This window comes from Rickettsiella massiliensis 20B, from assembly GCF_000257395.1.
Lineage (GTDB): Bacteria > Pseudomonadota > Gammaproteobacteria > Diplorickettsiales > Diplorickettsiaceae > Diplorickettsia > Diplorickettsia massiliensis.
Genome location: NZ_AJGC01000001.1, coordinates 683,568 through 698,990 on the forward strand (window position 1 = coordinate 683,568; position 15,423 = coordinate 698,990).

Here is a 15,423-nt window from a genome sequence, read left to right on the forward strand (position 1 = left end):
TGAGGGGACGGCGATTTTTTATGTCCCACAGTACGTTTTGTGCGCAAGCGCCAAAGCGCTAAAATGGGTCCTGAAAGCCCATAACCAAAAAAAGAAAAATAAAACTTTAGGCGGGTCGAGTGCAATACCGATAAAGGCTAACACAACACATAAAATCGCAACAAAAGGCACACGTCCTTTCAAATCAATCTCTTTGAAAGAATGATAACGTAAATTACTCACCATCAACACCGCCGTACAAATCGCTAAAATAGCAGTTGCCAAACTGACGGTATTCGGTGAAATTTCAGAATCGACACACAACCAAACCAAAGCCGCTAAAACTCCGGCCCCCGCTGGAATAGGGAAACCCTGAAAATAGCGCTTATCCGCATTGATTTGCGTGTTAAAACGCGCCAAACGCAAAGCCCCCGCCGCCGCAAACGCAAACGCCGCTAACCAGCCCAGTTTCCCTAAACCTTCGAGTGCCCAACTATAAACAACTAAAGCCGGCGCAACACCAAACGATACCATATCAGAAAGACTATCTAATTCGGCACCAAACGCACTTTGCGTATTGGTCATCCGTGCCACACGGCCATCAAAAAAATCCATCACCATCGCCACAAAAATCGCGGCGGCAGCCGTACTAAAAAAACCTTCCATCGCCGCCACAATGGCATAAAATCCAGCAAACAAACCCGCAATGGTAAATAAATTAGGCAATAAATAAATTCCACGCCGACGCCGGTAAGCCGGATAGCTCCCTGCTTCTCCTAAGTGAGTGGGTATTTCTTCAGAGGCTTGCTCATGTTGAGTCGATGTTTCCTCTGTATCAAACCATTTTTTTTCATTCATACAGTCATCACTTTTTGTAAAGATTTTAAGTGGTAAAGCAATTCTAAGGCCGATTTGGGCGTCAATGTATCCAGATCCGTTTCCGCCAACAATTTAAGCACTGGATCGACTGGTTGAGAAGCAATATCTAACGATTGCGGTTCCAGGGTTGTCTTTTTATGAGCGCGTTTTTCCAAGCGACGCAATGCGTGTTTCGCCCGTTCAATCACAGGTTTGGGTACACCCGCTAATTGCGCCACTTCAATTCCATAGCTCTGACTCGCCGGTCCTTCGTGAACGGTATACAAAAACACAATTCTTTCATCGTGTTCTACTGCGGTCAAATGGCTATTGGCAATACCTTCCTCGGTATTAGCTAATTCAGTGAGTTCAAAATAGTGCGTCGCAAACAAAGTATACGCTTTAACAGTTCTCAGTAAATATTCCGCGCACGCAAACGCTAACGCCAAGCCATCAAAGGTACTCGTGCCACGCCCCACCTCATCCATAATCACTAAACTTTGTGCGGTCGCATTATGTAGAATAGCCGCTGTTTCCGTCATTTCCACCATGAAGGTCGAACGTCCACCCGCTAAATCATCCGCCGCACCAATTCGGGTGAAAATACGATCAATCGGACCAATCATTGCACGGCGCGCGGGTACAAAGCTCCCAACGTGCGCTAACAAACAAATCAGTGCCGTTTGCCGCATATACGTTGATTTTCCACCCATATTTGGTCCAGTGAGAATCAATAAACGTCGTTGCGGCGCCAAATGGGTATCATTCGCGACAAAAGGTGTGTCTAATACCTGCTCAACCACCAAATGTCGCCCGCCTTCAATGTGAATCCCTGGCTCGTTGCTTAATTCCGGACACACTAAATTCAAATTTGTCGCACGTTCTGCAAGGCATGCCAACACATCCAGCTGCGCTAAAGCGCGTGTCGTTTGTTGTAAGCCGGTCAAATACGTACGTAATTGACCCAATAATTCATCATATAATTTTTTTTCTAAGCTTAATGCTTTGGATCGTGCACTGAGTGCTTTATCTTCAAACGCTTTTAACTCGGGCGTAACAAATCGCTCTGCATTGGTCAGCGTTTGCCGGCGCACATAATCACTGGGCGCTTGTTTTGCTTGTCCACGACTGATTTCAATATGGTAACCGTGCACACGATTAAAACCGACTTTCAGTGTACTAATTCCTGTACGAGCTCGTTCACGCTGTTCAAGATCGAGCAAGTATTGACTCGCATCTTCACTCAAGGCCCTCAGTTCATCCAATTCAGGATGATATCCTTTGGCAATCACACCACCCTCTCGCAAAGCCAGCGGTGGATTATCCGCTAATGCACGGCGCAACAAAACATGTAGTTCCGGAAATAACTGAATCCCCTGGTAAATTTGTGATAATAAAGTATCCACTTGCGCTGTTTCGGCAACCAACCTCATTCGTTGTTGATGAATGTTTGGTAACTCGGCGACCGCGGTCCGCAACGCAAGTAAATCACGCGGTCGTGCTGTTTTTAACGCCACGCGTGTGACAATCCGTTCTAAATCACCAATTGGTTTTAAAGCATGATGTAACTCATTAAATAGCGGGACAGAATGTATTTGTTGAATCGCCTTCTGACGTGCCCGAATCAAAGCCGATGATCGTTAAAGGCTGATGAAGCCAACGTTGTAATAACCGCCCACCCATCGGAGTGGCGGTTTTATCCAACAAAGCGCCTAACGTATTGGCTTTTTCACCCTGTAAATTAACGGTTAACTCTAAGTTACGGCGGGTCATGGCATCGAGAATCACACTTTCTTCACGACGTTCCACTTGTAGCGGCTGAATATGGACTAAATCACTTTGCTGAGTTTCTTTGGCATAATTGAGTAGACAACCAGCCGCTCGAATCGCTAAAGGAACGTCTTGACAACCAAAACCACTCAAATCACGACATTTATTGCTGTGTTAAAATATGAGTCGCGACCGTTCGTTCAAATTCCCAGCTCGGGCGACGACGCAAAATTTTGTTTTCACTGAATAAGCTAGGATTCAGATTGAGCGTTTCATCGATCAGTAATTCGCTCGGAGTTAAACGGGCTAATTCACTGATGACGGCTTCTTCACCACTGACCTGCAAAAGACAAAGTCGGCCACTGCTCATTTCAAAATGAGCAATACCAAAGTGAAGCCCTTCTTGAACCAAAGCCGCCAATAAATTAGTCTGTTTCGCTTCTAAAAGCGCTTCGTCACTTAACGTTCCCGAGGTAATAATGCGCGTGACGCGACGTTCCATGGGTCCTTTACTTAAATTGGCTTCGCCTATCTGCTCACAAATGACAACTGATTCACCCTGTTTAACGAGTTTAGCGATATAACTTTCTGCACTATGAAAGGGCACCCCCGCCATCGGAATCGCTTGCCCACCGGATCGCCCGCGTTTGGTCAGCGTAATGTCGAGTAATTGCGCTGCTTTGATTGCATCATCAAAGAAAAGCTCATAGAAATCACCCATCCGATAAAACAAAAGTTTATCGACACATTTCCTTTTTATTTCGAGATACTGACGTATCATTGGGGTATGTTGTGAATCGTCCAGCGTTGTTGTATTCATAATCTTTTAGTGTACCGAATCCGAAAATGTAATCCTAGCTGCTTGATCAACAAAGCAGTTAAATGACTTAATCTACGCGTTCCATACTCATTTTTTCGGAGATAGGCCTCGGGAAACTGACCCATTCATCGTCTTGAATCGTAAAATACGCGCGCTGAAGATTTTTTAGAGGTGGATGTTTTGTCACACGCAAACTAATATTTATTTTCTGTTTACTCAAGTTAGATAATAAATCTGTTTTCAAATATTGATATAATTGGTAACTCAACGTTTCCAATAAACAAAAGGTTCTACTTTCGCAAAACGTTTGGAGCCGCTTGGTTAACGTCGCATAGCAAATTGTTTCTTCAATTTGATCCGAAAAACACGCTGCCGGTGGTTCAATAAACTGAAACTGAATGGCCACGAGAACGGTCTGCGGAACAGCACGTTCTGCTTCGGGGACACCTAACTTGACCTCAATTGCCAAGGCTTCAATTGCCAGTTCGTAGTTCATCAGAGTGATCGGCGCTCTATTTTTATGTTTAAATACATTACTTTAAACCACATCCAGGTTATTTTATGTCATACTCCTCAAAAATAAAATAACCTTTTCTAAGGAGCGTTTTTAATGAGTTATATCGACACTACTTTATTAGCTAATGAACGGGTGGTTTATCGTTGCCGGCATCACTGGATTCTATTTTTACAACCCATCTGGATGATGTTGGTCGGTCTGTTATTCGCCAGCTGGGGTCTCTCCTTGCTTTCGAAAGTGGTTTTATTTATTTCTGCGCTCCAGTGGCTCAATCAAGGCCTAATTTATTTTACATCGGAATTTGGCATCACCACACAGCGCGTCATCGTTAAGTATGGTTTTATTCGGAGACGTTCTTTTGAAAATGCATTAAGCCGTGTTGAGTCGGTACAAGTTGACCAAAGTGTTGTTGGCCGTCTACTTAATTATGGTTCAGTTGTCGTACGAGGAATAGGGGGATCTGCTGAAGTCTTTCATCCTATCCCCCAACCACTGTTACTTCGTCAAAAAGTACAAGAACAGATGGAAATCAAAAAATAATTTAGCGGACTCACTCTTCCTTATTTGTAGTTATTCTTCCATTGCCGCAAATAAGCAAAAATTTCTACAGGGGAAGTGAGTCGACGTCCGTGATGCTTTTCGATGCGATCGGCAATCCTGATTTGTTCACAACGCAAAAACGGATTAATTTTTCGTTCATTCTCTAAGGTATTGGGTAGACTGGGTAAATTACTTTGTCTGAATTCACGTACTTTTTCCAAACGTTCTTTTATTTGACTGTTTTCAGGCTCAATCATTTGCGCAAAATGTAAATTAGCAAGCGTATATTCATGACCACAATAAAGTTGGGTATCACCCGGTAAATGCGCCAGTTTATTCAAAGACGCTAACATTTGATCCGCTGTTCCCTCAAACAGTCGTCCACAACCGGCTGAAAATAAGGTATCTCCACAAAACAACATCCCTTCAGCGTAGTACGCAATATGTCCTAAGGTGTGCCCCGGTGTGGCCAGTACCTTAAAATTTAATGGCCAGCCTTCTATGTGAAACGTATCGCCTTCATCCACAGGTTGAGTAACGCCAAGCACAGTTTCTTTCGCTGGTCCATAAACAGGCACCGAATACGTTCGCAATAACGCTTTCACCCCATTTGTATGGTCCCAATGATGATGAGTAATCAAAATTGCATCCAATGTGTAATGGGTATTTTTCAAAAAAGCGAGCGCCGGCCGTGCCTCACCGGGGTCAACTAAAATACAATGTTTTGTCGCAGAATTAACCAAACACCAAATATAATTGTCTTTAAAAGCCAAAATGGGCTCAACGCTTACTTGTGTCGACATAGTTTCTCCACTAATTTAATTCTTTTATTCTTACTTGTATCCTTTTCCGATTTACTTGTCTATTTTAGCCTTAAAAGTACTTATTCACGCAAGCGTCTTTCTTCTGCTTCTTGGCAACGCCGTTCACGACGACGCCCGGCTTCAGCAAAACGTCGCTTTTCCGCATCGGTTTCTGGCATTACCGCCGGTACGGGGGTTTTACTCCCTGTTTGATCAATCGCCACAAACGTAAAATACGCCGAAACCATATGACGTTTCTCTCCGGTACGATAATCTTCGGCCAACACCCGGACGCCAACTTCCATCGACGTTTTCCAACTACGGTTCATTGAAGCTTGAAAAATTAAAATATCGCCGCGTTTTGCCGGCTGGAGAAAGTGCATCGCATCGACCGATGCGGTGACACACGCACGGCCAGAATGTCGCTCTGCGACCACTGAAGCGACACGATCTAATATGGCCATAATCAGTCCACCAAAAACAGTTTCCGTTGAATTTAAATCGTTTGGAAACACTTTATAAGTGTGATCATGGATTGCCGAAGCAGAAACTGTTTTCGCAGAGACCGTCATCATTGGTATTCAATTAAGTAAATGAACGGATGATTATAACCCTATTCGGCGCACTCTCCTATGCACTCACCAAATTGCACTTTTTTTTGTCGCTGCATGGATGCTACCCAATGTAGCGGCCAAGTGGGTGAAAATAAAAGAATCACGGTCGATCCCAGTTCAAAATGACCTAACTCCGCACCTTTGGCCAGCACAATATGTTGATTAGGATAAGTCCAATGCTGAATTTGGCGTTTACCTGCCGGCGTAATCTGCCCAGCCCAGACGGTAGTAATACTTGCGACCAGCATCGCTCCCACTAGGATAACCGCCAGTGGCCCCCATTGTGTTTCAAAAAGCGTAATCACCCGTTCATTCCGAACAAATAAATTGGGTAATGTTGCCGCCGTGTGCGTATTCACTGAAAAAAGCTCACCTGGCACATGCCACATCGCTTGTAGTGTCGCCGCACAAGGACTATGAACACGATGATAATCACGTGGCGCTAAATAAAACGTCGCAAACTTGCCATCACGAAAATGGGTCGCTAACTCTGCAGAACCACCCAGTAACGCGGGTAATTCATAGTGTTTATTTTTAGCCTGCAGCAAGATATTCTGCTTCAAATCACCAAATTCACTGACACAACCATCTACCGGTGAAACAATTGCCCCGGGCGCAGAAGCGATGGGTCTTTTTTCCGGTTTAAGCGCTCGTGTAAAAAACTCGTTAAAATTACGATAATCCGTCACGTTTTCTTTGACGGCTAAACGCATATCCACTTGATAACGTCGAATAAAATCACGAATCAGCCAATTTTTGAGCCATGGCTGTTGACAACGCGCCATAAATCCCGCAAATCGTGACAATGCATGCTGTGGAAGCCAAGATTGAAACGCAGTTCGCACATTTTCACCTTCATTGTTAATGGAATTGACTTTTTTCGATGAGCCATTCTGGGTACATGCTCACTTCTTGTGAGAGCATGGGTCGAAACACCTTCTCACAGAAAAGGCACAGCATACGCTATTTTTTTTGCAGATGCCTACTAACAACAAACGGTTCGTGGAAAATAAATCGTAACGAATCGCTCTATGGCAGGTTAAGACTGTAAATCTAAGATCAAGGCAGAAAGAAAGCGCGCCGCCTCACCTCCGGTAATCACGCGATGATCAACGGTTAGCGATAAAGGTAATTTACGATGTGCTTGAGGTTGGCCCTGAACAAGCACCACTTCTTCATAAATACGTCCCGCCGCCAAAATAGCGACCATTGGTGGCAAGATAATCGGCGTCGCATAACGACCTGCAAACATGCCAATATTCGATAAAATAAAGGTGGCACCTTTCAATTCTTCCGCTGCCAAACCCCGCATTTTAATATTCAGTTTAAACTGTTCAATTTGCTGACGTAATTGACTCGGTGTTTTTTGTTGAATATTTTTTAGGACCGGTACAAATAAACCCTCGGAACTATCCATCGCAATCCCTAAGTTAATTTGAGTATGTTGTTGTAACGTCTTTGTCTGACTATCTAGCCAGGCATTTAAACGCGGTTCCCGTTGACACGCCACACTAATTGCTCGAATTAAACGCAGGGTCACGTCGGTTTTTGATGGCCACACTTGTATATCGGCATCATCCATCAACGTAACCGGAGCAATACTCTGATGCGCTTGCTGCATGGCGTGCGCCATGGCGCGTCGTACTCCGTGTAAAGCGGTTCCTTGCACAACTTTTTTTTCGAGCGTTAAGGCATCCGCCGACGCTCCTTTTTTTGTCTTTAAGCATGCGGCGTTTTCAACGTCTTGCACCGTAATTTGTCCGGCCGGTCCAGTCCCCGGACAATTTTGTAAAGAAACCCCTAATTTTTTCGCTAAAGCATAAAGAGAAGGCGTCGCTTTCGTAAAAGGAGGGACAAGAAATGAAGGATCCGTTTGCACGCCCGCGGCGGCTTCTTCTAAAATTTGTGAATGACTCTTTAATTGTCCGACTAACGGCACCATAGAAGAAACGGGACTTGTTATTGGCGTAGAATCGTTACTTTCTTCAATGTCAAGCAGCGGTTGACCCGTTTTAATCCTCTCGCCGGGTTGAACTAAATGGCGCAGGAATGTCAACCACCGCTTTAGCCGTTTCAATTGCTACCATGGGTTGATCCCGTTCAATCCAGTCATTTTGTTGAACATGCCAGCTTTGAATTTCCGCTTCTGGCAAGCCTTCACCTAAATCGGGTAAACAAAATTGAGTCATACCAATTCCAAAATTTGATCAATTGCATTGAGAATACGAGGGACACTCGGAAGATAATCGTTTTCCAATTGTGCATACGGTACCGTCACATCGTAACCGGTGACACGTTGAATCGGTGCTTTCAATAAAGGAAACGCTTTTTCATAAATTTGCGCCGCCACTTCAGCACCGACTCCACAAAAACGGGCCGCTTCGTGGACGATGACGCAACGCCCAGTTTTACGTACCGAATGCACGATGGTTTGGATATCGAATGGTTTGAGTGTAGCGAGATCAATCACTTCGGCGCTTAAACCCTTTTGATGAAGCGATTCGGCTGCAGCGAGGGTTTCTTGAAGCATCGCTCACGTAACAAAAACGCTTTATCTAAGGGTAAAGCCTCTCCCTCATCGGCTACCCGTTGTTTATGAAGTCGATAAATACGCGTTGGCTCTAAAAAAATAACCGGATCGGGATCACGAATCGCCGCCAACAAGAGACCATAGGCACGTGCCGGTGAAGAAGGAATCACGACCCGTAATCCAGGAATATGACAAAAAAGCGCTTCGGTACTTTCAGAGTGATGTTCTGGGGCATGTATGCCGGCGCCATAAGGCATCCGAAAAACGAGCGGGCAATGCAAACGACCTCGTGTGCGATTCCGTAAACGTGCCGCGTGATTAATAATTTGATCCAATGCTGGATAACTAAATCCCATAAATTGAAATTCAGCCACGGGTTTAAGCCCTTGCGTCGCCATACCAATCGCCACGCCGGCGATCATCGATTCGGCAAGTGGCGTATCTAAGACGCGATCGGCACCAAATTGTTTATATAAACCGGCGGTTGCTCGAAAAACACCACCATTCATTCCAATATCTTCGCCTAATAACACCACTTGGTTATCTTTCTGCATTTCATAACGTAACGCTTGAGTAAGCGCTTCGATTAATGTCACTTCATTCATCTCACCTAACTTGTAAGCCGCTTCCGCCTCGATACGCTGTTCATGCAAATTAAACGGCCACTGTGCATAATGATAATCAAATAATTCGTGTATCGTTGGCGCAGGCAACGCCAAATATTCATCCACCCCTTGCTCGATGATGCGTTGACACGCTTTTTTAAACTCATCCTCTTGCGATTCAGACCAAACCTGTTGCGTAGATAAATAATGACGTAATCGGATAACAGGATCGTTTTGTTGTGCTTGCTGCAGTGCTTGGGCACAACGATAGCGTGTGGCATCATCAGCCGTCGTATGATCGGCCAAACGATAACTCAGTGCCTCAATCAAGCTTGGTCCGTGACCTTGGCGTGCTTTTTCTACGGCGGCACTGACTCGATCTTGGACTGCAATCACATCATTACCATCGATTTGCTCACCGGGAATACCGGCGGCAATGGCTTTTTGGGCTAAAGTTTGTGCATGACTTTGTTTATTCCGTGGTGTTGAAATGGCCCATTGATTATTATTAATCACAAACACGATCGGCAGCTGCCAAACACCCGCCAAATTAATCGCTTCGTAAAAATCGCCTTTTGATGTCGCCCCATCTCCACACGTCGTCACGACGACTTGCGCTTGTTTTTTAAGTTTAAACGCGGTCGCCACTCCCGCAGCGTGGAGCAGTTGCGTGGCAATCGGCACACAAATAGGAAAATCGTGTGCACACGCTGCAAAACAGTTTCCGCGTTCATTACCACGCCAAAAACTGAATAACTCGCTCATTTTTACGCCGCGCATCAGCTGGGTACCGTAATCACGATAAAAAGGACAGAAAACATCTTCTTGCTGCATACTCGCGGCAAGTCCAATGGCAATAGCTTCTTGGCCCAACGTTGAAGCATAGGTATTGAGTCGGCCAGTACGTTGCAACGCCACCGCACGACTATCAAATAAACGTGTACGCACCATAGCTTGGTAGTGGTTAAGCAAATATTCGGGAGTCGCAAAAGCCGGTAAAGCACGAAGCACTTGTCCCTGTGCATCTAAAAATGAGGTATACGCGATTGAAAAATTTTGTACCGTCTCCATACTAGAAGCCTTATGAAATGACGAGGTTTTTTACGCGCAACGTCGTAGCGAATTGCTTCTTCTTTTTATTTTTATCTTATTTGTATACGCGCTAGAGTCGTTCTGTTATTCACCTGTGCAGACGTTCTTCTGCCATGTTGTCGGCAATTTCCTCGGGTCTTTTCTTTTCTCGTGTTGCACGCTGTAATAGTTCAAGTACCGTATCATAAATCGTATTTACTTGCGCTGTAATCGCTTTGATATCAATCGTTTGACAATATTCAGCATAGGCATAAATTAACCCACCCACATTGATCACATAATCAGGCACATATAAAATTCCTTTCTCATCGAGCGTTTGTGCGTGTTGTGGTTCGGCGAGTTGATTATTGGCCGCGCCCGCTATCACCGCTACATTCAGCTGAGCGAGGGTGCTTTCATTTAAAATACCTCCCAACGCACACGGGGCAAAAATATCACCTTCTACCTGATAAATGGCTTCAGGAGGGACTACCGTGGCCTTAAAATCCTGGGCACAACGCGCGGCTCGGTGTGGATCACGATCACAAACTATCAACTGTAGCTTTTTTCCTAAAGATTCTTTTTTTAAGCCTTGCTTGATTAAAAACTGTGCTGATACCGATTGCGCGGCCACTAAAGCATCTAACAAACGTTTCTTTTGCGGATAAGCTGGGATCGTCAGCGTAGAACAAGCTCGAAATTCTGCCTCACACGCCTCTAAAAACTGCTTAAAGCGCTCAATTCGACGAAATGCATCGGTTTTTTCAAGTAAACTGAGTAACGTATTCGCATCCAGTTCCAACGCGCGATGACATAATAAATGGTAACGTGCCGTCATCACCGCTAACTCAATATACGTTTTCGGAATCGGATACAAATGCCCTAACTGTTGAATTTCAAGCACACCCGTTGCCGTCGTTTGTACGGAAGATGAGAGCCCTTGCCCAAAATAACAAGCTAACACCGCAAACCGTACTTGGGCATCCTCTGTAAACTGCGCCACACTTTCTAATAAAGTGAGCAAATGGATTGACCCTTTATTTTTTTTTATCTACCCAAACGATTTCGCTTCAATATAGGCTTTTTGTAAAGGCGGAAATAAAATAGCGAGCGCACCACATTGATAGAGCGTTTGAATAAATGCTTGTGGCGCCGGAGCCTGCAGAGCGAGAGAAAATTCTTGCCAAACACGTTCTGGAACCAACGCTTGGATCTCTCCCGATGCAACCATTGTTTTCATTAAAGTCATCGTCTCGGGTGCAATCGAAAATCCAAGCGGTGCAAAACGTGCCATAAAACGCGCCACTCTCAAAATACGTACCGGATCTTCCGCAAAAGCCGGTGAAATATGACGTAACACCCGATTATTGAGATCACGTTCTCCATGATAAGGATCAATCAGCTAATTGTCCTGTGCCAAAGCATTGATGGTTAAATCACGACGCCGCAAATCTTCTTCCAACGTCACATTCGGTCCAGCATAACAAGTAAAACCTTTGTAACCTGGACCCACCTTGCGTTCGGTTCGGGCTAAGGCATATTCTTCATAGGTTTTAGGATGAAGAAAGACAGGAAAGTCTTTACCAACCAAGCGAAATCCTTTTGCCAACATTTGCTGAGACGTTGCGCCAACTACGACATAATCACGCTCAGTGACAGGGAACCCTAATAATTGATCCCGTACGGCACCTCCTACTAAATAAACGTTCAATACACCCACCTTCCCTTATCATGACTCAAAACAGAAGGTAAGGTAGCAAACTATACTCAGCTGTCAAGTCACAAGGTCAATACCGGTAAAGCCTCAACTTCTTCACTGGTTTGTGGATCCGTCCTTTTTGAAAGCGCTTCATTCACAGTATTTTTATTTAATGACTGTTTAAAAAAACCTGTGAGCGGCCCCTCACAACGGATCGACTTGTCATCTTTTGTTAAAGGGTATTCTATAGTTTGCTCTGAAATTAGTTTTTTATCTTCTGGAATAGTTTTCTGGTTTGGCGTCTGTTGTTCTTTCAGCATCCCTAACGTCGTGGCGATACATAATAACGACGCCTTCCTATCCTCGAGTGAAGCTGATTTTGCATCTAAATGTTCAAGAAAAAATAATCGTTTTTCTTGTTTTTTTTGAAAATAATTAACCAGTAAATTAACAATCCCATTTACGATAATTAACGGTAAAAATAGAAGTAAAAGCACAGGTAGCGATACACATGGCACGAGGGATTTAAAGAAAAAATTACCTTTACACAACGAATACTGGACACTAAAACCATACGACCCACCTGTTAAAAAAACTACTGCAGATATATTCAAATAAACCTCTACTTGATCGAAACTCTTCAAAAGTTTTGTCACGGCGATGATATTCAAAAACACCTTCTCTATTTAAAAATTCATTGAGTTCTTTTTTATACTTTTCAGAAAGAAAATTCTCTTCACTCGTCGCCAAAGTATCCTTCACACACTTTTCAAGAAACTCAATTTCTTTACGTAAACATTCAAATTTTTCCCATTGTGTACTCTCACGAATAGAAAATGCTCCCTGATCATCAATACATAGGTATTCACATTTTTTCTCTAAATAGTATTTAACCTCCTGTTGATAAAGTTTTTTTCTTTTACGTGTATCACAATAATGAATGAGGGCGAGCATAGCAAAGATAATCAAAAATAGGGTAATGAAAACAATAGGTGAAGCAATACTGGCGGCCAGGCCAGCTGTCCAGGTACAACAAGACAAAGAAGAAAGTTGCACAAGTAAAAAAGAGGTACCCCAGATTAATAATGCGGCACAAAAAGCACTGTTGACTGCTTTTGTAAATAGAATCAAATAAAATTGTGTTTTTTCATTGACATCATAAACATAATGGTAAATAGCCGAATGATTGAGCGCATGAGTTCCTTTTCGTTCATCAAGCCGTTGAGTCTCTAAGACTGGATTATTTATAAGATAAACTTGGTGTGTCAATGAAGAAAAATAATGAGAAAATTTCGCCCAGTTCTTTTCATTATCTTGTTTTTTATTGGCGAACAAATCAATGACATGCTTTTCCTGTTCCAAAAACAACAGTTGTTGAGAATGAAATCGTCTGCTCACTATTTTTTGCAGAATCCTTTCTATGCGCGATGTTTCATTTGCTTCTACCAATAAAAGACGCTCCTTCGTAAAATCGGATTTTTGGTTGTTAAAATAACAATCAACACTAATTCGGATGATTAAAATCACAAGAAAAAATACTAAACTCCACCATCCAGGCAGGATCAATACAGGTAAACTTGCAATCAGAAAATTAGCGTATTTCAGTGCACTAAGGCAAGAAAGTAAGATATGCCAAGCAGAATGAATCTGCTCTTCATCAGCACAGGTCCATAAATTCTCTGCTATCATCTGCTGATTCGTTTTGATTAAATCACTTAATTTTTTTTCAGCCTCTTCCTTGCTAAAATGTTCTAGCGTGGCTTTTAAACGGTTAAGTGTTTCATCCACAGAATAATGTTCTGGATTATCTGAGTAAGACTCCTGTTTTTCCTTAATATGATGAACTATCATTAAGTTTTCTAAAAAAACTTTTTTTGCTCGTCGCTCATTTTTTCAGATGAAAAAAAAGCTATAGAGGTTCGCGTAATTGGCATTATTAATTATTTCATTAATAATTTTTTGTTTTTCTTTCTGTAAAGCCCCACAACAACTTCGTGTGATTTTAAGACGGCCTTTCTCTTGTTGATCAAGCACCCAACCTCTATCTTTTCCAATCTCTAGAGTTTTTAAATAATGATTAAAGGCTTTGCTAAACTCTTCTTGCGTTAATGGAGGCAAGAAAGGAGTTTGCTTATTAATTAACTTCAGAATTTCTTCGGGATTTTCTAATTTTAATCGCGTAAAATAATGATAAAAATTCCTTATAAATAGGAAAGGGGTAAGAACATAAGATTCATTCTTTAAGAAAAGATAGCCTTCTAAGTCTTCAAATAAATAGAAAAAATGACTCAGCGTTTTTCTCAACCGTGAAGTAGGTCGCTGATCAATCTCAACGGGCAGATTTTCTTCAGATTTTTTATGATCCGCATCATGATCAGAAACATTTATAGGTGAAAGATGATTTGAAGATGAAAAACTATTCTCTTGTTGGTCAGCAACAAAAGAGCAACTTTCTGGTGTTTGAGTTATTGAGTCAAATTCAATCGAACATTCAACTAAAAATTCATTTTCTTCATATTCAATAAGATTCATGAGTTATTTTTTAAATATTAATTAAAAAATAAAACCAGCATTTGAACGATAAGAAGTATGCTTAAGAATAAACTGTGGATAAAAAAACAGGGGGGGATACCATTTTTTGAATTTAAGACACTTTATTGTTTTTATGATCATTTTAATTCTCTTTGTTATTATAATCACAAACTGAATACTGAGTTTTAATTATGACTGAGTATAATTGTGTCAAACATTTTATATTATAAATGCTAACATAACTAATCATAAAATTAATTAACCTAATTAGATAATAACTGGCTACTTTTCTGTGGAATCAGCTCTTCTTTTGGTAACAAAAGAGAAATATTTTATCTTTTTTGACATTAATTTTTTATTGTTGGGCAAGTAAAAGTGATTCTTATTACTTTTCATCCTCTTCTTAAACCGTTATTCTTAAGCAGTTAAAAATTAACGAGCGTTCACTCCATCTAATAATAGGAGGCAAAATGGAAAAAACATTTAAGCAAATCCTTGAAGGTTATCGTTTATTTCAAGAAAAGTACGTGCAAGGCGACAACACGATCTTGCGATCGTTATCCAAACATGGCCAAAAACCACAAATCATGCTCATTGCCTGTTGCGACTCTCGTGTTGATCCGGCATTAATTCTACAGTGTGATCCAGGTGATTTATTTGTGGTACGGAATGTTGCAAACATCGTCCCTCCTTATCAAAAAGATGAAGCTTTACACGGTACCAGTGCCGCTTTAGAGTTTGGCGTTTGTCTCCTGCAAGTCCGCCACCTTATTTTATTGGGCCATAGCCAATGCTCAGGGGTCGCGGCCGCATTAACACAACAGTTAGAAAAAAATGATTTTATTAGTCATTGGGTTTCAACCATCCAACGAGAAAATAATGAGATCACCGATCCCGATGAGTATGCAAAAGCAGCACTCATGATTTCTTACGAAAATTGTTTAACCTTTCCATGGATAAAACAACGCATGGCTGAAAATAATTTATTGATCCACCGTTGGTTTTTTGATATCAAAAAAGGACAAATTTTCACTTATTCGGATGTTTACGAGCTCTATCAAGCACTGGAACTTTGAAAAAAACGC

At 42.3% G+C, this 15,423-nt stretch carries 15 protein-coding genes and 3 pseudogenes; 2 read left to right on the forward strand and 16 right to left on the reverse strand.

Annotated features, from left to right (window positions below):
- Positions 1-18: 18 nt before the first annotated feature.
- From pssA to S3O_RS0104050, 3 genes and pseudogenes are all read right to left on the reverse strand, one after another.
- The gene (gene pssA, locus S3O_RS13665; RefSeq protein WP_010597784.1) at positions 19-837 is read right to left on the reverse strand and encodes a CDP-diacylglycerol--serine O-phosphatidyltransferase; all 819 of its coding nucleotides are present in this window, start codon (positions 835-837) and stop codon (positions 19-21) included.
- Positions 834-3,427, reverse strand: a pseudogene (gene mutS / locus S3O_RS13670) (DNA mismatch repair protein MutS). The gene pssA and the pseudogene mutS overlap by 4 nt, the downstream one beginning before the upstream one ends.
- Positions 3,428-3,494: 67 nt before the next feature.
- Entirely contained in the window at positions 3,495-3,923 is a 429-nt protein-coding gene (locus S3O_RS0104050) for a dihydroneopterin aldolase (RefSeq protein ID WP_010597788.1), read from the reverse strand.
- 114 nt (positions 3,924-4,037) lie between these two features.
- On the opposite strand from S3O_RS0104050, the gene S3O_RS0104055 reads away from it, so the two are divergent.
- Positions 4,038-4,484, forward strand: a complete 447-nt coding sequence (locus S3O_RS0104055; protein ID WP_010597789.1) for a PH domain-containing protein — start codon at positions 4,038-4,040, stop codon at positions 4,482-4,484.
- Positions 4,485-4,504: 20 nt separating this feature from the next.
- On the opposite strand, the gene gloB is transcribed toward S3O_RS0104055, so the two are convergent.
- The 13 genes and pseudogenes from gloB to S3O_RS0104110 form a co-directional block, all read right to left on the reverse strand.
- Positions 4,505-5,287 (reverse strand): hydroxyacylglutathione hydrolase, encoded by a 783-nt coding sequence (gloB, locus tag S3O_RS0104060; RefSeq protein WP_010597790.1) that lies wholly within the window; start codon positions 5,285-5,287, stop codon positions 4,505-4,507.
- A gap of 80 nt (positions 5,288-5,367) precedes the next feature.
- Positions 5,368-5,859, reverse strand: coding sequence for an acyl-CoA thioesterase (locus S3O_RS0104065; protein ID WP_010597791.1), 492 nt, complete (start codon positions 5,857-5,859; stop codon positions 5,368-5,370).
- Positions 5,860-5,900: 41 nt separating this feature from the next.
- Complete coding sequence (asd, locus tag S3O_RS0104070) at positions 5,901-6,746, reverse strand: archaetidylserine decarboxylase (RefSeq protein WP_010597792.1); 846 nt, start codon at positions 6,744-6,746, stop codon at positions 5,901-5,903.
- 194 nt (positions 6,747-6,940) lie between these two features.
- A complete protein-coding gene (locus S3O_RS13675; RefSeq protein ID WP_192805876.1) occupies positions 6,941-7,957 on the reverse strand; it encodes a dihydrolipoamide acetyltransferase family protein in 1,017 nt (338 codons plus the stop codon).
- Positions 7,914-8,090 (reverse strand): biotin/lipoyl-containing protein, encoded by a 177-nt coding sequence (locus S3O_RS18715; protein ID WP_083827641.1) that lies wholly within the window; start codon positions 8,088-8,090, stop codon positions 7,914-7,916. The genes S3O_RS13675 and S3O_RS18715 overlap by 44 nt, the downstream gene beginning before the upstream one ends.
- Positions 8,087-9,036 (reverse strand): annotated as a pseudogene (locus S3O_RS18035) (alpha-ketoacid dehydrogenase subunit beta). Before S3O_RS18035 ends, S3O_RS18715 begins: the two are co-directional and overlap by 4 nt.
- A 27-nt stretch (positions 9,037-9,063) precedes the next feature.
- Positions 9,064-10,107, reverse strand: a pseudogene (gene pdhA, locus S3O_RS18040) (pyruvate dehydrogenase (acetyl-transferring) E1 component subunit alpha); the annotation flags it as partial.
- 109 nt (positions 10,108-10,216) lie between these two features.
- On the reverse strand, positions 10,217-11,131 hold the full coding sequence (locus S3O_RS18045; protein ID WP_010597795.1) for a Glu/Leu/Phe/Val dehydrogenase: 915 nt from the start codon (positions 11,129-11,131) through the stop codon (positions 10,217-10,219).
- Positions 11,132-11,158: 27 nt separating this feature from the next.
- Positions 11,159-11,467: a multifunctional tRNA nucleotidyltransferase/2'-nucleotidase/2',3'-cyclic phosphodiesterase gene (locus S3O_RS18050; protein WP_010597796.1), complete on the reverse strand. Its 309-nt coding sequence runs from the start codon at positions 11,465-11,467 to the stop codon at positions 11,159-11,161.
- A gap of 42 nt (positions 11,468-11,509) precedes the next feature.
- Positions 11,510-11,818 carry a hypothetical protein gene (locus S3O_RS18055; protein ID WP_202798007.1) on the reverse strand — a complete coding sequence of 103 codons (309 nt, stop codon included), beginning with the start codon at positions 11,816-11,818 and terminating at the stop codon, positions 11,510-11,512.
- Positions 11,819-11,886: 68 nt separating this feature from the next.
- On the reverse strand, positions 11,887-12,420 hold the full coding sequence (locus S3O_RS0104100; protein WP_156792734.1) for a hypothetical protein: 534 nt from the start codon (positions 12,418-12,420) through the stop codon (positions 11,887-11,889).
- Entirely contained in the window at positions 12,371-13,657 is a 1,287-nt protein-coding gene (locus S3O_RS0104105) for a hypothetical protein (RefSeq protein ID WP_010597799.1), read from the reverse strand. The genes S3O_RS0104100 and S3O_RS0104105 overlap by 50 nt, the downstream gene beginning before the upstream one ends.
- A gap of 42 nt (positions 13,658-13,699) precedes the next feature.
- Positions 13,700-14,338 carry a hypothetical protein gene (locus S3O_RS0104110; protein WP_010597800.1) on the reverse strand — a complete coding sequence of 213 codons (639 nt, stop codon included), beginning with the start codon at positions 14,336-14,338 and terminating at the stop codon, positions 13,700-13,702.
- Between the two features lie 470 nt (positions 14,339-14,808).
- On the opposite strand from S3O_RS0104110, the gene S3O_RS0104115 reads away from it, so the two are divergent.
- Entirely contained in the window at positions 14,809-15,414 is a 606-nt protein-coding gene (locus S3O_RS0104115; RefSeq protein ID WP_010597801.1) for a carbonic anhydrase, read from the forward strand.
- Positions 15,415-15,423 lie beyond the last annotated feature (9 nt).

Bases quoted from the DNA above. Each gene is read 5' to 3' on its own strand.
- pssA (WP_010597784.1), bottom strand. From the start codon at position 837: ATGAATGAAAAAAAATGGTTTGATACAGAGGAAACATCGACTCAACAT.
- S3O_RS0104050 (WP_010597788.1), bottom strand. From the start codon at position 3,923: ATGAACTACGAACTGGCAATTGAAGCCTTGGCAATTGAGGTCAAGTTA.
- S3O_RS0104055 (WP_010597789.1), top strand. From the start codon at position 4,038: ATGAGTTATATCGACACTACTTTATTAGCTAATGAACGGGTGGTTTAT.
- gloB (WP_010597790.1), bottom strand. From the start codon at position 5,287: ATGTCGACACAAGTAAGCGTTGAGCCCATTTTGGCTTTTAAAGACAAT.
- S3O_RS0104065 (WP_010597791.1), bottom strand. From the start codon at position 5,859: ATGACGGTCTCTGCGAAAACAGTTTCTGCTTCGGCAATCCATGATCAC.
- S3O_RS18715 (WP_083827641.1), bottom strand. From the start codon at position 8,090: ATGACTCAATTTTGTTTACCCGATTTAGGTGAAGGCTTGCCAGAAGCG.
- S3O_RS0104105 (WP_010597799.1), bottom strand. From the start codon at position 13,657: ATGATAGTTCATCATATTAAGGAAAAACAGGAGTCTTACTCAGATAAT.
- S3O_RS0104110 (WP_010597800.1), bottom strand. From the start codon at position 14,338: ATGAATCTTATTGAATATGAAGAAAATGAATTTTTAGTTGAATGTTCG.
- S3O_RS0104115 (WP_010597801.1), top strand. From the start codon at position 14,809: ATGGAAAAAACATTTAAGCAAATCCTTGAAGGTTATCGTTTATTTCAA.